The organism is Alishewanella sp. HL-SH06 (assembly GCF_052656265.1).
Window position 1 is genome coordinate 3,735,741 of the sequence record NZ_CP199752.1, and the last position, 23,976, is coordinate 3,759,716.

15 protein-coding genes are annotated in these 23,976 nt (G+C 45.4%); 6 read left to right on the forward strand and 9 right to left on the reverse strand.

Annotated elements, in window-relative coordinates:
* Positions 1 to 6 precede the first annotated feature (6 nt).
* Both ACUJFK_RS17165 and ACUJFK_RS17170 read left to right on the forward strand, forming a co-directional pair.
* Positions 7 to 357, forward strand: coding sequence for a DUF4870 family protein (locus ACUJFK_RS17165; RefSeq protein ID WP_445425602.1), 351 nt, complete (start codon positions 7 to 9; stop codon positions 355 to 357).
* Between the two features lie 124 nt (positions 358 to 481).
* Positions 482 to 832 (forward strand): DUF805 domain-containing protein, encoded by a 351-nt coding sequence (locus tag ACUJFK_RS17170; protein WP_445425603.1) that lies wholly within the window; start codon positions 482 to 484, stop codon positions 830 to 832.
* A 183-nt stretch (positions 833 to 1,015) separates the two neighbouring features.
* Here the strand turns inward: ACUJFK_RS17170 and ACUJFK_RS17175 are convergent, their stop codons facing one another.
* The 7 genes from ACUJFK_RS17175 to ACUJFK_RS17205 all read right to left on the reverse strand — a co-directional run bounded on the left by ACUJFK_RS17175 (position 1,016) and on the right by ACUJFK_RS17205 (position 12,383).
* The gene (locus ACUJFK_RS17175; RefSeq protein WP_445425604.1) at positions 1,016 to 2,275 is read right to left on the reverse strand and encodes an OmpP1/FadL family transporter; all 1,260 of its coding nucleotides are present in this window, start codon (positions 2,273 to 2,275) and stop codon (positions 1,016 to 1,018) included.
* A 312-nt stretch (positions 2,276 to 2,587) separates the two neighbouring features.
* Positions 2,588 to 5,689: an efflux RND transporter permease subunit gene (locus ACUJFK_RS17180; RefSeq protein WP_445425605.1), complete on the reverse strand. Its 3,102-nt coding sequence runs from the start codon at positions 5,687 to 5,689 to the stop codon at positions 2,588 to 2,590.
* Entirely contained in the window at positions 5,689 to 6,783 is a 1,095-nt protein-coding gene (locus tag ACUJFK_RS17185) for an efflux RND transporter periplasmic adaptor subunit (RefSeq protein ID WP_445425606.1), read from the reverse strand. Before ACUJFK_RS17185 ends, ACUJFK_RS17180 begins: the two co-directional genes overlap by 1 nt.
* 311 nt (positions 6,784 to 7,094) lie before the next feature.
* Entirely contained in the window at positions 7,095 to 8,138 is a 1,044-nt protein-coding gene (locus ACUJFK_RS17190; protein ID WP_445425607.1) for a lipocalin-like domain-containing protein, read from the reverse strand.
* 6 nt (positions 8,139 to 8,144) lie between these two features.
* Entirely contained in the window at positions 8,145 to 10,547 is a 2,403-nt protein-coding gene (locus tag ACUJFK_RS17195) for an FtsX-like permease family protein (RefSeq protein ID WP_445425608.1), read from the reverse strand.
* Positions 10,522 to 11,184 carry an ABC transporter ATP-binding protein gene (locus ACUJFK_RS17200; RefSeq protein WP_445425609.1) on the reverse strand — a complete coding sequence of 221 codons (663 nt, stop codon included), beginning with the start codon at positions 11,182 to 11,184 and terminating at the stop codon, positions 10,522 to 10,524. The genes ACUJFK_RS17195 and ACUJFK_RS17200 overlap by 26 nt, the downstream gene beginning before the upstream one ends.
* A gap of 65 nt (positions 11,185 to 11,249) precedes the next feature.
* The gene (locus tag ACUJFK_RS17205; protein WP_445425610.1) at positions 11,250 to 12,383 is read right to left on the reverse strand and encodes an EAL domain-containing protein; all 1,134 of its coding nucleotides are present in this window, start codon (positions 12,381 to 12,383) and stop codon (positions 11,250 to 11,252) included.
* Between the two features lie 142 nt (positions 12,384 to 12,525).
* Here ACUJFK_RS17205 and ACUJFK_RS17210 point away from each other — a divergent pair, with 142 nt between their 5' ends.
* The 3 genes from ACUJFK_RS17210 (at position 12,526) to ACUJFK_RS17220 (ending at position 15,064) form a co-directional block, all read left to right on the forward strand.
* Positions 12,526 to 12,876 (forward strand): hypothetical protein, encoded by a 351-nt coding sequence (locus ACUJFK_RS17210; protein ID WP_226752251.1) that lies wholly within the window; start codon positions 12,526 to 12,528, stop codon positions 12,874 to 12,876.
* A 206-nt stretch (positions 12,877 to 13,082) separates the two neighbouring features.
* The gene (locus ACUJFK_RS17215) at positions 13,083 to 14,162 is read left to right on the forward strand and encodes a transglycosylase SLT domain-containing protein (RefSeq protein WP_445425611.1); all 1,080 of its coding nucleotides are present in this window, start codon (positions 13,083 to 13,085) and stop codon (positions 14,160 to 14,162) included.
* A gap of 161 nt (positions 14,163 to 14,323) precedes the next feature.
* The gene (locus ACUJFK_RS17220) at positions 14,324 to 15,064 is read left to right on the forward strand and encodes a FadR/GntR family transcriptional regulator (protein ID WP_445425612.1); all 741 of its coding nucleotides are present in this window, start codon (positions 14,324 to 14,326) and stop codon (positions 15,062 to 15,064) included.
* A 187-nt stretch (positions 15,065 to 15,251) separates the two neighbouring features.
* Here ACUJFK_RS17220 and ACUJFK_RS17225 read toward each other — a convergent pair whose 3' ends face one another.
* Complete coding sequence (locus ACUJFK_RS17225) at positions 15,252 to 18,188, reverse strand: TonB-dependent receptor (RefSeq protein WP_445425613.1); 2,937 nt, start codon at positions 18,186 to 18,188, stop codon at positions 15,252 to 15,254.
* A 655-nt stretch (positions 18,189 to 18,843) separates the two neighbouring features.
* On the opposite strand from ACUJFK_RS17225, the gene ACUJFK_RS17230 reads away from it, so the two are divergent.
* Positions 18,844 to 20,124, forward strand: a complete 1,281-nt coding sequence (locus tag ACUJFK_RS17230) for a polysaccharide lyase family 7 protein (RefSeq protein ID WP_445425614.1) — start codon at positions 18,844 to 18,846, stop codon at positions 20,122 to 20,124.
* 133 nt (positions 20,125 to 20,257) lie between these two features.
* On the opposite strand, the gene ACUJFK_RS17235 is transcribed toward ACUJFK_RS17230, so the two are convergent.
* Positions 20,258 to 23,908 (reverse strand): VCBS domain-containing protein, encoded by a 3,651-nt coding sequence (locus ACUJFK_RS17235; RefSeq protein WP_445425615.1) that lies wholly within the window; start codon positions 23,906 to 23,908, stop codon positions 20,258 to 20,260.
* Positions 23,909 to 23,976: the final 68 nt, after the last annotated feature.

The window sequence follows — 23,976 nt, forward strand, 5'->3', positions numbered from 1 at the left end:
AACGATATGAATGAGATAGTTAGGGAAAACACTACCGAAAAAGGAAATGCAAAGCTTGTCTATATTCTTTATCTAGTCGGTTTACTATTTGGCCTTGCCGGCATTGTTGGTGTGGTGATTGCTTATGTGAATAAAAGCGATGCGCCAGCTTGGTTACAAACACATTATCAATTTCAAATTAGAACATTTTGGATTGGCGCCTTGTATATCATACTTGGCGGTATTTTAGCTTTGGTATTAATTGGTTGGTTTATACTGCTATTTTGGGCGATATGGCTAATTGTTCGTTCTGTAAAAGGTATGCAGGCTTTAGATAAAGGTCTACCCATTGCCGAACCGAAAAGTTGGTTTTTCTAACTTAACGCCTAGCGCATGCTTGTTCTACGAACAACATTCCTTTAAGAACACTTAATGTGTACTAGCGGGTTTTACCCATTACCAGATATTTGATAAGAATATCATTAATGAAAGAAGTTAAATTATGAATTACTTTTTGGATGCTATAAAAAAATACGCAGATTTCACTGGCAGGGCTCGTCGTCAAGAATACTGGATGTTTTTTTTGTTTTATGTTTTATTCTATATCGGCTCAGTAATTGTTGACGGTATATTAGGCACCTTTATTATTTCTTTACTATTCAGCCTAGCCCTACTTATTCCGTCTCTCGCTATTGGTGCTCGTCGCCTACATGACACCGGCCGCACCGGCTGGTGGTTACTTATTGGCTTAGTTCCTTTAATTGGCGGAATAGTATTATTAGTTTTCTTTATTTTTGATAGTGTTGAAGATAACCAGTACGGGCCAAACCCTAAAGCGGTACCACTCGCTTAAAAAACAAAAACACACCTAAAAATAGCACGAGTTAGGTTGCGGGTTTATTTAGGTGTGTTTTTCTGTGTTTCCATTCAGTATTAAACGCACGCAAGTGCCAAACTAAAATGCTTAGGCGTTAACTACAAAAACCTGCAGCTAACACTTACGGCTAGCGCCAGCGTAATCAGTACTTAATTAAACTTAAAATACCCACGCTACTGATGCCCCTACACCATGCTGTTGCATAGCAATGCTTAACTGTTGATTTGGCGCTAAAAAATTTGCCCCAGTAACTGTTTTAGTGGGTGAATAAAACGCTGTTAGGTTCATCTGTACATTCGCAGCTAACGACTGGCTTAAACCGGTAGTGAAATGCCATTCCTGCACCCCGGGCGCTAAAATGTTGAATAACACCTGCGATGACGAAATAGGTTGCTCACCGTAAGAAACACCAAACCGGATCTTTTGCTGCTCGGTTCGCTGCCATTGATAACCCAGTTTATATACCGTCATATCTTGCCAACCAAAGCCTGCACCATTCGACGCACCCAAAGGATCTGACATAATATTACCGATTGGGTTTGCTACACTGCTCACTTCGCCGTAATTGATATGCTGCAGATCTAACAATACTTGATGCGACCGATTAATTTGCCACGCCAAACCGACTTGTAAGGCACTGGGTAAATCAAAATCGCCTTGTTCGGCAAACAAACCCGCGTATTGATCGAATTCCCCCATGCTTACCGCAGAACGATAACTGGCTCCGACACTGAGTGCATCCGACACTAAATAGGTTAAACCTAATTGCAAGCCAATACCGCTACTGAAATCGGAGCCATTATCTGACAACGAAGTAGGTGCTTGAGAAAACGGTGCAAAACTCGCCAGGCCTTGTGCTGAAAACTGCTGAACAACCAGCACCGGCGCCACACCTAAGCGTAATTGCTCGGTCCACTGATAACTTAGGGTGGGGCTAACAAATAATTGCTTTAAGTCCACCCCCGTCGTGCCCGCATAAAAAGTGCCTTCGGGCATAGCGTCGGCTTGGTATTCCGTATTCATACCGCCGTTAGCATAAATTAATATGCCCACATTAACTTGATCGTTTAATTGCTGGCCAAAAGCAAACTCGGGGATAGCAAATAACGTTTTTGCGCTTCGCTTACCCGGACTTTGTAAGTAAAAAGCACCGGGAAAAAACTCGTTAACCTCCGCCACCGCATAGTTGCGATCGGGCGCAAACAGTTCTAAGCCAACTGACAATTCACTGCCTTTTACCAGCAAGTTAGCTGGGTTATTCGCCGCAGACATCAGCTCTTCTGATACCGCCACCCCAGCACCCGCCATACCTTTGTGCGTCATGCCATAACCGTGTGTAAAATAACCATTCGTTGCGAAAGCGGGAGAACTCATAAAAATACTGGCCGCTACTACACTCACTACTACACGTTTTTTCATGGTTACTACCTACCCAGACTATAAAAGGAAGACACCATAACGGTTTTCTTATATAACAAAAAATAATTTAAAACCATTAGATATACTCAAAAGAAATATAACAGTTGTGACTTTAGCTAAGCAGATATATTGAATGTGGAGAGAAGCTGCATTACTCAACCTAAGCATATGAGAATGCAGCCATTTAACCGATTAGACTTCTTAAAATCACCATTTTCTCAGTTGACGCTGAGAAGAAAACCATGCTTTCAATTCATTAATTTTAGTGAGATGTCAGTCACACATGTGCAGAAAGTTGAGTACGAGCTTTCGCTACTTTTTAGTTGGCTGATGGTTTGACGCCAGCACCATATAAACACTAGGCAACACCAATAAAGTAAACAGCGTGCCTACCAACATGCCTGCAACTAAAATAATGCCGATACTATTGCGTGCTTCAGCGCCGGCGCCCACTACTAACACCAAAGGAAAATGCCCCAGCACAGTTGCAGCGGTTGTCATTAACACTGGGCGTAAACGCGCTTGTGCTGCAAGCTGTATAGCATCGAATTTTGCTTTACCTTGCTGTTGCATTTTATTGGCAAACTCAACAATTAAAATGCCGTTTTTCGCAATCAGCCCCACCAAGGTGATAAAGCCAACTTGTGAATAAATATTGATTGTCGTGAAGTCTAAAAAGGCAAACATCAAGGCGCCAGCCATCGCTAAAGGCACAGAGCCCAACAACACCACCAAAGGATCACGAAAGCTATTAAACTGCACCGCTAGCACAAAAAACACAAAGACTAATGCGACCACTAGTACACCTTCTAAGGTGTTGCCTTCTAAACGAATTTGTCGTGACTCGCCAGCATAATCAATACTGTATTCTGCTGGCAATATTTTCGCAGCGGCGTCTTCTAAAGCACTTAAGCCTTGCTCTTTGGTGGTGCCTGGGATCACTTCGCCATAAATTCTAAAGGCATTTTTTTGCTGAAACTTACTTAACACACGCGGTCTAATTTCGGTTTCTAAACTGGCAATAGCACGCAAAGGAATTAACTGATCGGCGGGGGTGCGGATCAACAGTGACAATATGGCATCAGGATTCACTCGTGCGCTTTCATCTAGCATAGGTATAACGCGATAAGCGCGGCCATCTTGATTATAACGATTGACAAAATTAGCCGATAACAATACCTCAAGCTGGGCACTAACACTGGCTAAATCCATGCCTAAATCCGCAATCGCCTGACGATTAAGCTTGAAGCGCGCTTGCGGGTAATCGATTTTCAAATCCGTTTCGGCAAATAAGAACTTACCACTAGCCTGAGCGGCCGCCACCATCTGATCGGCGTAGCGTTTCATATCGACGTAAGAGTCGGTTGAAAGCACGGCCAGTTCTACTGAAAAATTACCGGACGTCGGTAGGGCTGATTCCATCACTGGAAAGGCTTTTAAGCCAGGCACCTGCGACAAATTAGCAAAGGCTTGCCAAAACATATCCTGCGTTTTTTCAGCACGCTGTGACGGATCAACTAAATCTAAGCCGCCAAAAGCTCCTGCAGGGTTAACAATTTGCCACATAAACTTCGCCCCATCCAACTGCAGCATCGTGTCTACTACCGCATCCATATGCTGCATGGTATAGGCTAAAGAGGCATCGGGAGCAGACTCTACCACCACATTAATGCTGTTTTGATCTTCTGTGGGCGCCAGCTCTTTTAATGAAAACAGATAAAACGGTACATTCAGTAACGCTAAAAATACCGCAATAAATAACACCTGCGCTTTATACTTAAGCGTCAAAAGCAATACTTTACTGTAAGCCAGCTGCAGACGGTCAAAAACATGATTGATGCGTTGAGTTAACCGGCTTTCTTTGCCCCCCTCTGGCGAGGCATAAGCGCTCATAATCGGTGATAAGGTTATTGCAACAAAGCCGGAAATTAACACGGCAATCGCTAAGGTAAAGGCAAACTCTTTAAACAAAGCCCCTGTTAAACCACTTAATAAACCAATAGGAGCATATACCGCAGCTAAGGTAATGGTCATGCTGATTATAGGCGCTAATAACTGGCGTGAACTAAGTAAGGCCGCGTCGAGTCGACTCATGCCATTGCGCATATGTCTAGCCACATTCTCAACCACAACGATGGCATCATCAACCACCAAACCCACGGATAACACGATGGCAAGCACGGTCAATAAATTCAGGCTAAACCCCATCAGCGCCATAGTTCCGATAGCGCCTAAAATCGAAATAGGGATAGTCACTAAAGGCACTAAAGCCGTGCGAAACGATCCCATCATCGCCACCACAACAATACCCACCAATACAATGGTTTCGGCCAGCGTAATAAATATTTCGGTTAAAGCACTGCGCATATACAAGGTGCCATCGTAACCGTCGGTAATGCGTAAGCCATTGGGCAAGGTTGGGTTTATTTCCTCCAGCTTGGCATACAAACTATCCCCAATAGCTATCTCGTTGGCGCCTGGTAAAGGCCAGACAGAAATAAACAGCACAGTATCGTGGCTCAACCGAGCACTGGTTTCGCTTTCTTCTTCAGCAATCTCGATTTCTGCAACATCGGCTAGACGCACCTGCGCACCTTCGATATTTCTTAACACCAGCTGTTCAAAATCAGTCACATTTGATAATGAGGTATCGGTCAGCAGCGGAATGCGTTGCTGATTGTTTTCACTTTGGCCAACTGTCGCGATCAAATTATTTGCTCGTAGTGCTAACATCACCTCGTCCGCAGCAATATTAAAAGCAGCCAGCTTCGCAGGATTCAACCAAATTCGCATCGCCGGTGCCCTGCCGCCCTCGATGCCAATGCGCTGTACGCCCGGAATAGAAGCCAAAGCTGGTGAAACACGGCGCGATAAATAGTCAGTGACTTCCATACGCGACATCGGGCTGTCTGCTTGGTTGTAATTCACCACCAAATAAAAAATCGCGAAAGGACGGTCAGCCCTTACCACCTCAACCGACGGATCTTCGGCGCCTTCTGGTAATTCAAAACGAATTTGATCCAGCTTGGCCGATAACTCTGCCAACGCCTTGGTACTATCTTGATTCAGCTTTAACCAAAGCGTTACAGCACTGAGCCCAGGGGTGCTGCGCGACTCAACATAATCGACCCCAGGAACCGAACTGGCAACGCGTTCAATTGGCTCACTAATAAAGCCTTGCACTACCTCTGCGGAAGCGCCTATATAGGGTGTAGTGATTTGTAACGACGCGCTGGTAATTTGTGGAAATTGTAGCACCGGAATATCGATTGCAGCTCGGATCCCCACCAGTACCAAGATCAGCGAAAGTACAATCGCCAGAACCGGTTTTTTACAAAATATATCTATTATTGAGGGCCGGTTATCCAACGCGACCTCTTTTATATTGTGCGGATCAGAAGTGTGCTGTGCCATTACAACGGCCCCGCATCATCAGCCTTAGCAAGATTGACTAAGGTGCCATCACGTAATTTAAAAGAACCTACCGTAGCCACTTGTTCATTCTCGCTCAGCCCCGACAAAATCACTATGTGCTTATCATCATGCGCGCCAACTTCTACTGCCCGACGATTGGCGCGTAACTTGTCATCTGCAGCTTGCGCCAGTACATACACGTAAGCACCAAACGTATCATAACGCACCGCGGTGTTCGGTAAGCGGATGACGCTGATTGGCGCAGCAATGGGCAAACTCACCATCACACTGGCACCGGGTTTAAACTGGGCATCAAGGTTGTCGAGTTCGGCGCGAATTCGTAAATTGCGAGAGATACTAGAAATAACCGGATCTATAGCAACGATCTTTGCCTGATGTTTGATATCCGCAGACGCCACGCTACTGATTTCAAGCGCGGTCGACAGGCTTAATTGATAAGCAGCTTGTGGTACTGAAAAATCGATCCAAACTTGGTCTAAGTTACCAATTAACCGGGTGATTAATGTGTTCGCCGCTAAAAATCCTCCGACCTCAAGTTCATGTAAACCTGTGCTGCCACTAAAGGGCGCAATCAAGGTTTTCTTTGCAATGGTGGCCTGTATTGCTCTGGCGTTAGCTTGTTTTATGGCAAGTTGCGCGCTCACTTGGTCAAGTTGCGCGCGGCTGGACGCCTGCGTTTTAACCAGTTGAGTTAATCGAGAAAGATCCAGGGTGGCTAAAGCAATTTCTGCGTTAATAGCATCTAGTGCCGCTTGTTCATTAACGCTATCTAAACTCAATAACACCTGATCTTTTTCTACCGAGCCACCCGAGCGAAAACCAACAGCGGTAATCACCCCCTCAAGCTCATTGCGTACCTCTAGCGAGCGTGTTGCCTTAACTTCACCCAACAGCTGCAAACTGTCTTGCCAAATACTGGTGGTAACTTTTATTGCTGCCACCGTTTCGCTGGGCTCAGGAAACGACTCGCCAAACGCAATCGCTGCCCGCACTTGCGTAAACTTTACAAAAGCCAACAGTATAAACAGCACGAGGCAACCAGCAACCGCGGCAATCCAGGGGCGAAATTGCATTTTTCTTCCTCTTAAAAATAGTCTTGGCTATAACGTTTAACTGTATTGAGATTATTTAGATCATTAACCTGCATAAGTTAAGCCGCAAACCTAAAATTTCTACTGTGAATAGGGAGCGATAGTTCATATTAACTCAAGTTAAAATACCTTTAATAACCCACTAACTATTCAAGCATTGTTATTTTAGTTAATGCAAAGCATCGTCCAAAGAAACCCTTAAGAAATAGCAGCTCTCTAGGCTGCTATCACTTGCGGATACCTCGACAAGCAAAACCTGTTGCAGCTGCCGCTTAAAAACCCCATATTTAACGTTAATACCCAGTAAGCTCAGCAAAACCTAAGCCATTAAAGCCACCGGAAGCGCGCACGCGTCCTTCCCAATATGGCACAGACAATTGATTACGTGAGTCTTTGGTTAAAGTTTCAAGCATAATCGGCGCTGAATTAGGTAGGGTAATCTGCCACTTGCTGGGGTATTGCCTGTCGTTAAGGGTAATGCGCTCGAGTACCGACAAGCTGATATCTTCTCTGGCAATCATCGTGGCCTGCCCGTTTTTCGCTATTCGGCTACCGCTGCAATAATCATAGTTATTTTTGTCGTCACGAATACAAAAGAGCATTAAACCTTGTTTGCCATTTTCATCGCTAACCAGGCTAAACCAATCCCAACCAAACTGGCTTTTATCTAATAAGCTTGCTGACCATTCTCTATCGTACCACGCGTTACCTGTTACCTTATATTGCTTACCTTTGAAGGTGATAACGCCGCTTGCCTCAAGAAATGGATAGCTAAAATAGTAAGATGCATGACCACTCTCGGTTTTTTGGCTATAGCCATTTTCCCCGTGTAACGTTAACGGGCTATTACTCAGTGATACAGCAATGGCATAGTCTTGTTGTTTTGCTTGCATCTGCAACGGTAAAAACGACTGTTCAGTGCTTTTAAGCGACCAATCATCTAATTGCGCACTAAAAGGGCTGGCAACAATACTGGCCTGCCCCGCTCGGGCAAAGCGTTCAAAAGCAATATGTGTTTGCTCGTGCTGCAGAGCGAAATGCGCAAAATAAAGTTGGTTATCCCACCAAGTAGACTCAAAGCTAACGGGAGCTTGTGTTCTAAACAACGTCCACTGTGCACCAAAGGTTTCGCCACTTTCTGCGGTAAGATTGGCCGTCACGTACCACCACTCAATACCTTGCTCTAAGTGCGGGCCATGATCCTGCGGGAAAATTACACCACGCTGTTTATCGACGGGTTGCCCACTGTCAGTTTGCAAAGCCTGAAAGTTTTCGAGGTGCGGCGCAGGCTTGCAACTGAGTAATAAAAAGCTGAAAAAAACGAGAACATACTTCATCAATAGTTAAGGCCCCTTTACCTGCAAATGAGCTGTAAGCTTTTTAATCGGCAGATACGCGCAGAGGACTGCGGCTAATAGCATAAACAGACAGGTATAGAGCAGTGCCGGCAAATCTAAATTAAAATGGATAGTCCAACCAAAGGCGATGGGCATCACAAATTCCAACAGCGTGAACCCAAGTGCAAAGCCTAATGGGATCGCAAAAGCACAGGTAAAAAATACCAATAAGGTGGTTTGTAACAGCTTAAGCTTTTGCAGCTGGGCCGCATCAACACCTAAGCTATGCAGCACCGCTAATTGACTTACATGCAACGCACTCAGGCTCAATAAGCTGATACATAAACTCAGTAAAGCAATAGCTAAAATAAAGCCATTAAGTAACTTAGTTACTTGAAACGTTTCGTTAAACATCTTATTCGCCACTGCTTTAAAGTGCTTATTGGCGGCGATAGTGGCACTGTCTAGCTGGTAAACATTGATCAGTCGTTCAGTGATTTGCTCAACACTGACTTGCTCAGCTAAAGTTAACGACAAACCAAAAACTTGCCAGTGAAATGGGCTCGCGCGCAAAGTCTGCTCTTGGATAATCAGGCTTAATGCGGTATTGCCATAATCATAGGCAAAGGCACTGATCCGGCACGCAAATTCATGTTGGTTTTGCACAAAGCGCACACGGTCATTAATTTTATAGCCTTCTTTTATAGCCGCCTGCTCATTGGCAATACAGCCTTGTTCGGCAAAATTCTCGGCACTGACCGGCTGATTTGACGTAAGGCTGATGTGCGAAAACGCTGAATCGCCATCTCCATAGCTAATAAGGCGTGTAGGTGTTTTATCGATATAACCAGCTGCGGCCATGTAAATACCCACACGCGCTACCTGAGTATCCATTGCTAAGCGCTGGCGTAATGCTGGATCGTCATCGTCTACTTGCAGGTAAATATCGGCATTCAGTTGTGTTTCAAGATGCGCATTTAGCGTATCGCTGAAGCTTTTAACCATGATTTGCATGCCAATGGCACTGCCAAGAGCTACTAAAATGGCGACGATGGCAATTCGCAGTTCTGCTAACTGGAATTTACTGTCGGCATAAAGCCACTGCCAAAGTGGCTGGCTAAACGGGTTTTTAACGCTAAGCAAGCCTTGCAAACAACTTGGGGTAATCAGCACAAAAACTACCAAGATTAAAAAACACATCAACAGAGCATCAAACTCGGTGCTTGCGTAATAATAACCATAGCTAAGGGCCGCTAGCACACCGCCTAGTACAATATAAAACAGCCCTTTACGGTGGCTATGCAGCACCTTTTTTTGCGTGAGTAACATGAGGCCGAGGGTCACGATGTTTAACAAAAAGCCCAATAACAAAGTTTGCCACTGCCAGCTAAGGGTAAGCGCTTTTTCTAATTGATATAAGCCCATCAGCGTACTGTTAATGTCCATTAATAACGTGTTGGCAATAATATAGCCTGCCAAACTACCCAATAGTGCCGTTAAAAAGCCCATAACGATAAACTCGATAGCGATGGCAATAAAAATTGCCTGCTGCGAAAAACCTAAAACATGAAATTGTATTAGTAAGTTTCTGCGCCCCGCGATTGATAGCTTGATGGCATTAAAACTTAAAAAGGCCGCCACAATGTAGCCGAGTAACGCCAGCGCACCCAAATTAAAAAAGAATGCCTCGGATAAAGCATCAAAGTCTTGCTCTTGTGCTGCCACTAAACGAGCATCATTTCCAAGTATCGCCTCAACTAATGGGGCCTGCTCGGGCGCTAAGTCAATCAGCTCAATAAAGCTCAGTTGACCGTTCGCGTTTAGCAGCATATCTGCATAGGCAAGATCGGTAACTGACCACACACCTATATCAACCGCTAAGGTGAAGCTTGGTTTGATAACCGAGTCTTGTAGGGTAAGTTGCCGACTTTCGCTATCCAGCATCAACTTTGCAGCATTATTGCTATCAATGATGATGTTATCGAAGCGAAAGCTGGCCTCTGTGGTCTCGGCATGTTGCTGCGTACTTAGCGCTGCTGACTGAGTTAACCACATGAGGCTGTCGACACCTTGCAGATAAAGGGTGTGACCAGATGACAGCTGCAACTGCCCTCGCAACACCGGCTGCGCATTGGTATAACCATTGGCTCTTAATTTAAGCCATAAAGCACCGTCCAAAAACGCTTGACCTATTGGCGGTTTCACCATATGGCTAACGGTATTATCGATAAGCGCAGCGGAAATTTGGTGCCGGTTTTTCGCTTCTTGGTTTAATCCAGCGATGGCTGTTAGTAAGGCGCTGCCTAAACTTAACCCCACAATAAACAGTAACAACAACCACGGATGGTGCTTAAAATACGCCATATGGGTTCGTAAAATAAGCTTAATTTCGTTCATTAAGCTGGCCATTAGCAAGCACTTTCACACTATCGAAATACCGCGTTAATTGCTGAGAATGTGTCACCATAACCAAGTTGATTTGCCGAGTCTTACACAGACTGGTCAGCAGTTCTACCACTTGCTGCGAGCGCGCCTGGTCGAGGTTTCCAGTGGGCTCATCGGCTAACACAAGCTGAGGTTGATTCAGTAAAGCACGGGCAATGCCTACCCGTTGTTGCTCGCCACCAGACAGCTGATTAGGCAACTTGTGCAGTTTATCCGTTAAACCCAGCTGCTCGGTTAAGCATTCAAATTCTATAGGTCGTTGCCTTGGAAAATTTAACTTATACTGAAACAAGATATTTTGTTTTACACTAAGACAATCGAGCAGTTGATAACGCTGAAAAATCAAACCTATTTTGCGGCGGTAGTAGGCAAGCTGCAAAGCGTTGTATGAGGAAATCTGTTCGCCATTAATGACAATGTGGCCGCTGTGAGGTGACAGTAAGCCAGATAATAAATTAAGTAAGGTAGTTTTACCCGAGCCACTGTCTCCAAGTAGCGCAACTTGCTCTTGCGATTTGATCTCAAAACTGAGGCCGTCGAATACTTGGTGAACTTGCTCGCCATCCTGTCGATGAAAGCATAGGTCTGTGACACTGATCACGATAATTTCCCTTCTAAATCAGCAGCAAGGCTGTTGAGTTCATATGTATCAACAAGCCCTAGCCACTAAAATCTTTTTGCCGCATTCTTAAGTGGCGACACTGAGCTTTTTATATTTTCACGTTTTTCTTGGCTGACTTTCTGATTATAAAATTTAGGCCGGCCAAATAAATACCCCTGCAATAAATCAATTTTATTATCAATAAGCCATCTGGCCTCGTCTTCCGTTTCAATACCCTCAGCCACAGTTGTGATTCCGCTGGTTTTGGCGATATTCACTAGGCTGGAAACGATATTTTGCTTAAATACATCTTGATGCACATCACGCACCAGTTCCATATCTATTTTCACGTAATCTGGACGTATTTTTTGCAGAAGATTCAAGCCAGACCAACCCGATCCAATATCATCCATTGCCACTTGAAAGCCGGCATTGCGATAAAACGCCAGAATGCCTTTTAAGTGATTTAAATCGCTACTTTGGTGTGTTTCAGTGACTTCAAACACAATATCGGCAGGCGTCAACCCAAGCTCATAAATGGCAGCGGCGGTAGAGCGCAAACAATATGAAGGGTCATAGATGCTGGAGGGATTAAAATTAATAAATAACTTACCTTTTAATTTAGCTGCAGCAAAGTATTCAACCGCAGCACGCCTTGCTACTAGGTCCAATGAAAACAATAAATCGGCTTGTTCGGCAAGCAAAAAGGCTAATTGCGGCGGCACGATACTGTTGGTCTCGTCGCGCATCCTAAACAGCCCTTCATAAGAGTAGATTTTGGGATCTTCTAATGCCGACTGCGCATAAACGATAGGCTGAAACCATGTTTCATAATTCTCATGTTCAATACTATTGATTAGCCACTTTGCCTTAAAGCGATTGATCAGCACATTAAAGGTGGTCATGCGCGACATAGCAGAAATATCCGGTAAAGCATCTTCAGCCATCGTCGTTAACTTAGTGCCGGCTAATTCGGCTTGCTCTAATGCACCATTAACACCCGTTAAGAAAGCAGAAATGGAACCGGCTTTAATTTCAACGGCGATGCAGTGTGTACTTATCTGTTTTGCCGTGTAATTTTGACTGCCAACGTATCTGGCAAGTTTGGCGAAGGTTTCCGTGGTGGGCACGAATATCCAAAAAAAAGTGGCGTCGTCAAAAAAATAGTCATCAACTGACTCGCAATCTGCACAATACATTTCATACCCTTGAGTTAAACGTTATTGGCTTTTTTACGCGCAAGGTAAAACTTCAGACCATGACAATGCTGCTCTGCTGCTCTTAAAGCAGCACCAGCACAAAACGGCTTTATATTTGCTGACAGCATAAGATAAGGCGTTAATGATAAACTCGAGCAATATCAAAACGATTGGCCATTCGCTAACTCTCGCGCCCCGAGTTGAACACTTTCGGCTTAATGATGGCACACGTTTTTTCCAAAGCTTTATTAGCCCATTGCAGGGCTTTTATCCTGACGAAATAGTACCTGCAGATTACGGCATAGAGAATAAATTTGATGATAATATAAGCAGCACCATTGCTGCCTCAGTGATCCGTTATGGCGATGATGAAAGCTACCAGCAGTATTTATTGAATCAAGTTGAACGCTCTGGGCTGCCATTTACCTCTAGGATGACAGGCAAATGGTCTAAATACAGTTCGGTGAGCTTACAGGTCACAACCTCTAATTAGTGTTTAAATAAAGGCGCCGTAGATTATACTCAGTGTCAGCAACAGTACTTAGCAAAGTGCCCACTGTTGCTGGTATACATCATTCTGGCTATTGAACCTCAGCTAACAACCGTTGCGCCAGCTTTTGCAACACCGGAGAAAATATGGGTTCCATGCGACCTAGCAGCTATTGGCCCGTTACCGCCGCTATACTATTTGGATACCTATTGTCTGCAAGCGCTCTGGGGCAACAACTCGTGCAACCTTACCAGAACTGGACTGACGTTGTGCGCAGCAAGCCTTATGCCGAGAGCCAAGGTGTGTATGACAATGTAATGAATGTTAGACGTTGGATCCTGACGCGTTCAGGACACTGTACCGAGCGCAATCGCCATTTGCTATTTGATATGCGCGGCAACTTTCTAGAATTTATCGAAGATGCCTCAGATTCGCCGCAAACCCAGTTAATCCTGAATCAAACTCGTCAGGGTATGGCACAACAAGGGCGGGTGCATGCCTGGGTGGAAGGTAATACCCAGACCCTTGGCTATCCTTTCGCGATTCGTTGCCACCAACCTTATGTCGATTTATCGTTGGCCATTGAGCGTTATCTGGGCAAGCATCCGGAAGGTAGGCTGTCTGGCAACTGGGATGGTATAAAAGTAGGCACACCTAAAAACCAAGCTTCACTGCATGACACCCTGCGCTTGGTATATGCCCGTCGCGCGCAGCAAAAGCGTATTAGCCTGCCAGAAGATCTTCTAGCCGATCTGGCCGGTATGTTGATTATCGAAAGTGGTGGCGTGCGCGAGGCCCATTCAAAAGCCAATGCTAGAGGTATTCTACAACTGACCCCACAAGTATTAAAAGACTGCGGCGTTCCCAAAAATAAGCAGTTACACCGCATCGCTCAGGTCGATTGCGCGCTCTGGTTATTTGAACGTAACCATCGCATGTTGCATCCCGTATTCATGGCCCGCTTCGGCCACCTACCAGAAGAAAAACGAGAACAGGTTTATCGGCTGCTGCTGATCCAGGCTTATCACGGCGGCCCCGGCAGAGTAAGATCGCTGCTTATCGATGAAGAGCTTAGTAAACCAGCGACCTATTTTGCTGAACATCATCAAGACTTTAGTGCCGGTGATATTGCTTTTGGTATGGTATTCCATAACCTTGGCCGCAATCGGCTTGGCTTCGCGTCTCTGTATTACACTGCCGACATCAGAATTGCGCTGCAACTGTTAGAGTCACAAAGCAGTACCCAACTGTTTTCTTGGCAGCGCTCCAAAAAGCTAAAACCGATTTAAACAAGACCATAGCGTTTAGCAAAACCAATTAGAACTTTCTAATGTGGAGGGTAACCCTAGCTGAATAAGATGCCGGCATTTTGAGAATTTTTGATAGGTTCGGGGTATAATCGGCGTTATTACCTGTTCGGCCAATGGCAAGACTTAAAGGGATACCTATCATGAAGAAACGTAGACGTTTCTGGACAGTTGTTGAAAAGTTAGAAGCGTTGATTGACAAAGGCGTTTACCCTGCAGGAAGCCGCCTGCCCGCTGAAAGAGAGCTGGTTGAAATTTATCATGTTAGCCGTCCGACGATACGCGAAGCGATTATCGCGCTAGAAGTGAGAGACAGAGTAGAGGTAAAAACAGGTTCAGGCGTATATGTCACTGATTCTGCTGGCTCAGCACCTTCACTTGAATCTATCAGCGCATTTGAGCTCACCCAGGCTCGGGCATTAGTCGAGGGAGAAGCAGCAGCGTTAGCCGCAGTTAAAATCCGCGACACCGAGCTTGCAGCGCTCAAGCAGGCTCTGGATGATATGTCATCTTCAGAAGATTTGGATAAGGCTGATGAAGCCGATCAACAATTCCACGAGATCATTTCTAGTGCAACACGTAACAATGCCATTGTCCTGTCCATTTACAACCTTTGGAAAGTCAGACGGAATGAGCCTCAAGTCGTTGCCGCTTATCAGGATGTATGCTCGAAAGGTATAGCGCAGCGTATCAAAGAACATACTGCTATTTATGACGCCATAGCCAAACGTGACGCTTCAGCGGCAAGAACGGCGATGCACAATCACTTCGACCGTTTGATCAATGCTTTATTTGAGGCGAGTGAAGCAAAAGCCTTGGAAGAGATCAAACGTAAAACGGATGAAAGCCGCGGTTTATATTCTATCTCTCACTTAAATAAGTAGTAACGGTTAGCGTAACCCATTTCACATCTGGCACTATTTTTTATCCTTCATAATAGGCTCTGACACAGAGCTTATATTTTTCTTGCCACACGCAAAAAAGCAAACCTTTTGGTTTGCTTTAACAAGTGCTTTTGCTGTGATTTTGCTCGAGCCGGTTATCTTAGACAACCAGCCCTAGATAGTAGAATTAAAATCTATAACTGGCACCCAAGGTAATCCGACGGTCTGTTAAGCCCTGAAAGCAAAGTAGCGCGCCTTCATTAACGCAAGATTGGCGAACCTCAGATTCCGTCAGGTTGACGGCTTCAATGCCAATATTGAGTTGATCGTTCACCTCATAACTGATACTGGCATTAAGTTGTCCTCGGTCTTCCTGAATGACCGGAAAGCCCCAAGGATAACTTGATGTACTGCCAAAATCGTTTGAACGAAACGCTTCTCGCCAGGTGTAACGCATCCGGGCAGACAAGCCATATTTTTCGTAATACAAGGTCAAGTTGTAGGCATTTTCAGATAAGTTGAGTAAGCCTTGCACGGCAGTCACCTCCAGTGAGCCTGAACCACCTGTGGATGCAGCAAAAACCTGACTAGGACGACTAGCCGAGGTATTGACCGCTTCACCACCAGAGAATTCCTGAATAGTATAGTTTGCCACCACACCAAAACCAGATGCCCAGCCCAGCTGATCTTCGAAAGCAGAAAGATCATACTGGAATGCCATTTCGATGCCTTTTTGCGTAGTCTCTTTAGTGTCATTAATAATAGTGGAGAATGGTACACAAACACCTACGTTAGAACTCACCGGACCAAACACGTTGATCAGCGCAATGGGGTTCCAGATACCGCCTTGCTCACACTCTGGACCAATAATGTCACGATAACCTGTGACAGGCTCTGAATAAGGATCATCTTGTTGCCCCACATGCACATCTTTACGTATCTTGTGGAAATAGCCGATACTGACAACTGCGGCCTGAGCAAAATACCAATCTGCAGAAATATCAAAGGATGTAACCACTTCAGGTTTTAAGTTAGGGTTACCACCAGCTACCGGTGGATTGGGGCTAGTACTAAATGTATAAGAAGTTGAAAGATCACTAAAATTCGGACGGCGAATATCCTTCCCAAAAGCAGCGCGCAGCACCAGATCGTCGGTTACATCGGCGGCCAGATTAATCCGCGGCAGCACAAAACTGTAATCACTTGAGCTAGTTTCTGCGACGACATCTCCGTTAACACTGCGGTTGCCGGTTGAATCAAGATCCGTTTTTAAATAACGTACACCAAGATTACCGCGAAGCATGTCAGTTTCAAAATTTGCCTGAGCATACAGTGCATTAGTGGATTCACTGATATCATAAAAACCTGCAACTGATGACGTTGGGGCATTCAGTGGTCTTGTCCCCCCATGGGCAGTAATGGCGTTAGCTAACGTAGTAAATACCCGATCAGGATCAGATCCTACCAACGCCGGGTTCACCAGCAGAAAATCTTTAATATAAAGCGCTCTGCCATCTGCGGCATTAAAGTTATTAGGGCCAGTTGTCAGAATATCAGCAAACAAATCGCCACTGGGAGAATCCACCATTCTGGACAAACTAAGATTTGAGCCCACAACGTTGGACACACTGGATGTCTTGTTATAACGATAACCTGCGTCAAGCGTAGTAAAAATCGACATATTCAAGTCGTAGCTAAAATCAACACGCATGGCATCTTCGGTATTTTCATTGGTATTATTTGCTAGTGCTACCGCTTGCAACCTGTAGTTGGCTGGGTCGAGCAAATCAGCAGGAGCAGGCGCATTTTCTGCACCAAATGCAATGCCGAAGGCCAAGGCACCACCACTTAAGTCATACTCAAACGGGACACCATTATCGTTAGCTGACCCAATTGCCGCATTGGGATTGACAAAATTGAGTGTAGTATCAATTCGGGGGGTCGCAGAGTCAGATGAAGATGAGGATATCTCGGCGCTTATTTTAAAGTTATCCCCCTGGTGTTCCCCACCTAGCCGGAATATTTTGCTCTTGGTGGCCCGGGAACTGGTGTCACTGGATAAGCGTAAATTACCGTCCGAACCGTCAGACTGAACCGGAATAATACCTTTAAGTGCGGCTTGAATGCTGCCAAGCTCGACACCATCTAAAGAGCCAAAATTAATTGTTTCAAATTCAGTTGGAACCGAAACACCAATAAGATCACTTACCCCTGACGCCTGAACCCTGGAACTTTCTTCCCGACGGTCCTGATCATTTATAATCGCATCAAACCAAAATTTGTTGTTGCTGTTTGGCGCCCACTCAAAAGAACCAGCGAAATTTTTTGTCTCATATTCAAAGTTATCGTAATCCTGGATCAGAAACTGAATGGGTAGATAATGGAAACTTTGTGCGCTGGCTAAACCACTGTCAGAGCGAACCAGATTATCACGGTCAGCTCGGGGGCGAAATGCGGTTACATCCTGCTCTGCATAACTGCCACTAATGACAAAACCAAACTCACCATTGTCATTTCCCCAATTATCACCAAAGGTTCCTGATAAGCGCGGTTTAACGCCATCGGTAGATAAACTGCTTTCTTCACCTTGCACTCTAAATGCGGCTAGCGTTTCACTTAACTCAAGTGGGCGAATGGTTCTTAAGTTAATAGTGCCACCAACAGAGCCTTCAATCGTTTTTGCTTGTGGCGCTTTTATGACTTCGACACCTGCAATAATCGATGCAGAAACATCTTCAAAATCAATACCACTGCGCCCTGCACCCGATCCCACCGTAGATACACCATTAATTTCAGTGCGGTTTGCATCAGTACCGCGAATTTGTACACCCGTACCGACACCCGCTGAGCGAGTAATCTGAATACCAGTAATATTTTCCAGCACTTCCGCTAAATTTTGATCAGGTAGTTTACCGATATCTTCTGCTTGAATAACTTCAACTAAGCTGGCGGCATTACGCTTTTCTGCCAAAGCACTTGTTAAGGAGCTTCTGATCCCCGTCACCTGTATCACTTCGATATCGCTTTGTTCTACCTCTGACTCTTGGGCGTTGGCGGTAGAGGCGATACCGAGTGCCGTTGTCGACAGTATCGCTAAGGTAATTTTTGATAGCATATGTCTCATTTTTGTTCCCCGTCTAAAATTATAATTATATTTTGGGGTCGCAACTGCGACCTTAAGTTAATCGCGAACCTTTATGCCAACAGTCTTAAAAGAACAACTACTGGCAATTTTATTATTATGCTTTATGTTTACACCTTATTAGAATATTGGTCAACCAAAAGGTTAACCTATTTGGTAAAAAACTCTCCTGCCCAATAAGCGAAAAACTAAAAACAACATAAAAAAAATATAAAAATCATATCTTTATATTGTTTCATAATGAGTAAAATTACTTTTTAAAGTACCTTAAAGAGACTATGCGACTGAAGAACATATCCAAGCTACCGATGAAATATTGGTTTAAATGTGACACCAGCATCCATCGCCCAAATTAATTGGTTGACCAGTAAAGGTAAACCGGTAATTATTGATGACATAACCAGCAATACCAAACATCACCACAACGCCAGATTTATACCAAGTTCTATTCATCGTTCTAGTAGGAGATAAGGGCATGTCTTATCGGTCAAAAAGAGTCCATCAATTCGGCAAACTCGTTATTGCCATAAATTTAGCTCTAGCTGTCACAGCCTGCGGTGGAAGTAGTGACACTAATACCACCAATATTACATCCCCACCCCCTGTGATAGTCACACCTGAGCAATGCATCAATCAGGTGTACCCAATACGCTCTGCCACTGACGCCATGGAGAACTCGGCATATCCAGCATCCAGTGCCATTGATGGCAACACATCATCCCAATCCAGATGGTCAAACGATGGTAGAAATGCCGCGCTAATATTAGATTTGGGAAGCGTTAAAACACTGGGTGCACTGACCATTAAATGGTTTGAAGGCAATAAACGTATCGCGAGATTTTCTGTGGAAACTTCGAGCGATAACACGAGTTGGACCACCGTATTAACGCAAGCAGATTCCAGCGGCAGACATAGTGGTTTTGAACTAGTAAAAATCGAGCCGACATCAGCCCGCTATATCAAGCTAATCGGGCTTGGTAATAACGAAAACCAAAATAATGCCATTGTTGAAGTTCAGGCGCATTATTGCCAAGATGCCGGCGGCAACTTCAGCGAACGTTTTCCTAATGAATTGGGTATCGAGTTAATCGACTGGTACCTGAGCATCCCTACCGATGAGGACAACAGTGGCACCGCTGACTCCATTTTTGAAACAGACCTTGCAAACGGTTATACCAATTCTGAATTCTTTTATGTCTCAGCTGATGGCGGCATTGTGATGCGCTCACCCAGTTATGGCTTTAAAACCTCTGCCAATACTAGCTATGTGCGGGTTGAACTAAGAGAAATGTTACGCCGTGGCGACCGTAGTATCAGCACGCAGGGCGTGAATAAAAATAACTGGGTGTTTGGCAGTGCCTCAGCACAAGGGCGGCAGAATGCAGGCGGCTATGACGGCGATTTGCGGGTAAAGATGGCGGTTAATCAGGTTACCACCACTGGCGAAAATTTTCAGATTGGCCGGGTAATCATTGGTCAGATCCACGCTAATGATGATGAACCGGTTCGCTTATACTATCGAAAAATGCCAGGAAATGAACGCGGTGCTATCTATTTCGCGCATGAGAGCCGGGTGAAAGACAGCCAAGGTAGAAACATTGAAACCTATGTTGACATGATTGGCTCACGCAGCAATACCGCCGCAAACCCGGTGGAGGGAATCGCCCTGAATGAGGTGTTTAGTTATCACATCAGCGTTAATTTCAACTTACTCACCGTGACGATTAGCCGTGCAGGCAAGGCCGATGTTGTGGCCCAGTATGATATGGCTGAAAGTTTGTATGATCAGGCGGGTCAGTACCACTATTTTAAAGTGGGTGTGTATAACGTTAACAATTCAAGCAATCCAGCAGAGTTTGTTCAAGCCACCTTCTATGAAATTAAAAACAGTCACACCGGATATTCGGCTAGCGAATAACATAAGCGCTGTACGAGTAACGTAAACACTAAGGGTTTGAGTTACAGTAAAAAGAAGGCGGGATAATTCCCGCCTTACTATTTACACTACACGTTTAATCTCTGAGCGCTCACCCAGCAGTATAGTAAAGGTGTTATTCCACCGCGACAACCGCCTCATTAGTGGCTGAGTTATAAGGTGACGCAGAATTGTCTGTATCCAGCGAGTCACCCACGGCATAAGATTCAAAATCGTCTGAGAACAATAGGGTTCTGCCCTCCGCTTCGGCATAAATAGCAATATTATCTACCGATACCACACCGGTTGCAGGTATGGTGCCGCTGTTGCTACCAAATCTTACCGCAATGTGAGTGACACCACCGAAGGAGTTATTGTCTGGCGTAAAGCCATCGGCCGTAAACCGCACACCGTCAACCTCAACCGTGACCACCGGATTCACTTCAAGATTGCCACCTGGGTACTTCCAGGTAATCACCACATGCATAAATTCATCCAGCAAGACGTTGGCTGCGGAGGTGTCGACACCTGCCGGGCTGCGAACCGCAAAGCTATCGTCAGTGATACGCAGATCTAAAATCGCCCCATCGTTATTGGTGGCGGAATTAAACAGCGTAATATAGGCATCGCCATCACCCATTTCATCGTCTAAACGTTTGATGGCAAGCACAAAGCGACCTTCAGCCAGCGGGCCTTTGTCGGCAAGCGCATATCTTAACTCGCCGGTGTCAGTCGGATCGGTATCCCGTATTTCAGCAATTTTATTGCCCGGTGTGCCAGGGCCAATCGCTTCACCAATAGTCTCAATACTTGCCTCAGAGGTTGCTGAGTTATAGGGTGATGCCGGGTTATCTGTGCCAAGAGAATCACCATTGTTATATGACTCAAAATCGTCAGAAAATACCACATTATTGCCGGCCTTATCCGCGTAAATGACTAAGTCATCCACCGTAAATTTAGCCGTCTCTGGTCGTACGCCACTATTGTCACCGAACCGGAATGCAACGTGCGTGACACCACCGGTAGAACTGTTATCTGGTGTAAAGCCTTCAGCCACAAAACTGACGCCGTCTACTTCAACCGTTACCAGCGGATTAACCTCTAAGTTACCATTTGGATATTCCCACGTGATAACAATGTCCATAAAGGTATCTAACAACACGGTGGCTGCCGACGTATCAACATTGCTTGGGCTACGCACCGCAAAGCTATCGTCTGTGATACGTAGATCTAAGATCGCACCATTGTTATTGGTGGCAGAGTTAAATAGCGTGATAAACGCATCACCATCACCTAATTCATCATCTAAACGCTTAACCGATGCGGTAATTCGACCTTGTGCCAGTGGGCCATTACTGCCAAGCGCATAACGTAGCTCGCCAGTATCCGTTGGATCGGTATCAATAATCACTGCAACCTTATTGTCGCCTGCGGTTTCGCCACCCACACCATTGATGGTAATCACCAGTTCTGCGGTGGTGCCATCGAAAGATTCAATGGTGATCGTATCGGTTTCGCTTTCACCGCTCACTAAAGCCGCAATGGTAGCGTTGGTCGTATCAAGCAAGTAGCTCCAAGAACCGTCTTCCAGAATAGCAAAGTCGCCAAATCGGCTGCGGAACGAGGCAGGCGTAATAAAGGCTTCACCTTCATCTGGGTCAACCACAGTAACGGTTCCGGTTAAAGCTGCAGTAGCATTGCTTGCAATAGACGCAGTTAAGTCAAAGAAAACGGCTGGCGTTGGCTCAACAGTGCCATCCCCAACATCAAATACCACAACTTCAGAGTAGATCGCTAAGTTATAAAGACTGCCGACACCATCCAGGGTGTCACCCTCGGCGTAGCTTTCAAAATCATCTGCGAATACGCGGGTGGTACCTGCAACGTCTGAATAAACCTCAATATCATCTACATAAAAAGAACCAAAAGGGATGGTTCGATCATTGTCACCCAATCTAAATTGTACCGCTTTAACGCCATCGGCGAACCACTGTTCCAGATTAACAAAATCAGGATCAACTACCGCCGCAGTGGAGAACGACCCACCACCAATCACTTCATCGTTAATCGTAAGTGTTAATTGCTCAGCGGCATCTAAATCCCAGGTAATGTCAACGTTATAGAATTCGCCTTCCACAAAGGGGGCGGTAACGATGACACCCGGATAAGCGGCACTTTCTGTGTTTCTAACCAAGAAACGGGGTGCAATCGGCATACCATCACTGCCCGTTTGCGAACCTTGAATACGCAAATCAATCAACGCCTCGCTGGAACTACCAGAAGAACCATACAGTGTAATATAGGCATCTTTTATATTGCCATCACTGCCCAGGGTTTCATCTTTAGCAAAAGACGCACTGAGCTTACCTTTACGTAAATTGTTAACACTAAAACGAATTTCACCAGTGTCATTACCCGTATCCGAAATCTTCACTAACTGCGTTAACGCTGCAATGCGGATCTTGATTTCAGCAGTCGTTCCGTCAATCGAGGTGATGGTCACCGTATCATTCACAGAGTTGCCAAGTTCTAGGTTGGCAACCGTTTCGTTGTTCACATCGACAGTGTATGACCAATTGCCTTGGGCACTGATACTGAAAGAACCATAGTCAAGCAGTTCGTTACTTTGTACCAGAATTTCATCTTCGCCAAAGTTCGGGTCAATCACAATAACAGAACCCGTTAACGGCTCGGTGGCAGTATGTTGAATGGTGCCATTTAAGGTCCCTTCAATGATTGCAGCAACAGGGGTGTTGTTGTAGCCAATCGCAGAACCAATAATATTAAGTAAAGAGACATCCACTTTATTTGCGATAACTGACATAGTTTGTAAATTAAGCTGGGCCGTTTCAAGGGCAGCTAACAGCCCCTCTGAAAAGGCACCATCAGCCAAATCAGCCGCGATGTCGGCGATTAACGTTGCCATGTTTTTGTCAACGTTGTCGGCATCGAGTTGCGACAACAGTGCTAATACCGAGCCATAGCGGTCGGCATCTGCTGCACCAGCAGCGCCCAGATCTACAACGCCAATCTCGGTCGGTAACACAGTTGTAGTATCAAAACGAATACCAAAACGTGCATTGATGACTCGAGCACGCTCAGCAAAGGTGTTTAAGTTGGCACCTGCTGCCTGAACCGCCATTTCCGTTAAAGGCGACACAACATAAGAAGGTGCAGGCGCATCTGCAGTGCCTTCCACCACATTCACCACCGACCTCAAGGTAGGCGCTTCCAGCATTAAGCCGGTTGACTCATCTTTATAGGTACCGCCTGAACACGAAATTAAGCCCGTACCTTCAAAATGCACATTAGTAAAAGTGACGCGACCCATACTATTGGAGATAGCCGTGGCCTGAGCCGGTGTTGCTGCAACACCCGTGTCAGTCACAGCAAATATTTCGCAATTTGCGGCGTCTATTGGCCCTTTTACCACATTGGCATTGACATCCAGGGTAGGCAGTATCACAGACGTCGATGCCCCTACGCCTTCTGTAATGCCTTTTTCATCGGTATATCTGGCCGACACGGAGATGGTAGAACCTTCATCCGCTTCAGTGATGGTGTATGACGATCCCGTTGTCCCCGTTGACCACTGGTAAACTAGGGTGTCGCTTTTAATGCCGTCGGCATCCGTTACCGATGCCGAGAGGGTGGTGCCTGCGATTAATGCGCCACCACTGATACTGATACTTCCTCTGCTATTGCCAGCCAGTTCGTTATTATCACCACCACCACAACCGACCAAAGCGGTTGCCAAGATGATGGCTATCAGAGACTGTTTAAACATGCTTTCTGCTCCTAATGGTTCAGTACTAACAAGTGGCTTAGTGACTGAACAAAAGTAATATAGGTCAA

What these genes read in the sequence shown, in the direction of transcription:
- ACUJFK_RS17165 (WP_445425602.1), top strand. Translation starts at nt 7, where the DNA reads ATGAATGAGATAGTTAGGGAAAACACTACCGAAAAAGGAAATGCAAAG.
- ACUJFK_RS17170 (WP_445425603.1), top strand. Translation starts at nt 482, where the DNA reads ATGAATTACTTTTTGGATGCTATAAAAAAATACGCAGATTTCACTGGC.
- ACUJFK_RS17175 (WP_445425604.1), bottom strand. Translation starts at nt 2,275, where the DNA reads ATGAAAAAACGTGTAGTAGTGAGTGTAGTAGCGGCCAGTATTTTTATG.
- ACUJFK_RS17180 (WP_445425605.1), bottom strand. Translation starts at nt 5,689, where the DNA reads ATGGCACAGCACACTTCTGATCCGCACAATATAAAAGAGGTCGCGTTG.
- ACUJFK_RS17185 (WP_445425606.1), bottom strand. Translation starts at nt 6,783, where the DNA reads ATGCAATTTCGCCCCTGGATTGCCGCGGTTGCTGGTTGCCTCGTGCTG.
- ACUJFK_RS17190 (WP_445425607.1), bottom strand. Translation starts at nt 8,138, where the DNA reads ATGAAGTATGTTCTCGTTTTTTTCAGCTTTTTATTACTCAGTTGCAAG.
- ACUJFK_RS17195 (WP_445425608.1), bottom strand. Translation starts at nt 10,547, where the DNA reads ATGGCCAGCTTAATGAACGAAATTAAGCTTATTTTACGAACCCATATG.
- ACUJFK_RS17205 (WP_445425610.1), bottom strand. Translation starts at nt 12,383, where the DNA reads ATGTATTGTGCAGATTGCGAGTCAGTTGATGACTATTTTTTTGACGAC.
- ACUJFK_RS17210 (WP_226752251.1), top strand. Translation starts at nt 12,526, where the DNA reads ATGATAAACTCGAGCAATATCAAAACGATTGGCCATTCGCTAACTCTC.
- ACUJFK_RS17220 (WP_445425612.1), top strand. Translation starts at nt 14,324, where the DNA reads ATGAAGAAACGTAGACGTTTCTGGACAGTTGTTGAAAAGTTAGAAGCG.
- ACUJFK_RS17225 (WP_445425613.1), bottom strand. Translation starts at nt 18,188, where the DNA reads ATGAGACATATGCTATCAAAAATTACCTTAGCGATACTGTCGACAACG.
- ACUJFK_RS17235 (WP_445425615.1), bottom strand. Translation starts at nt 23,908, where the DNA reads ATGTTTAAACAGTCTCTGATAGCCATCATCTTGGCAACCGCTTTGGTC.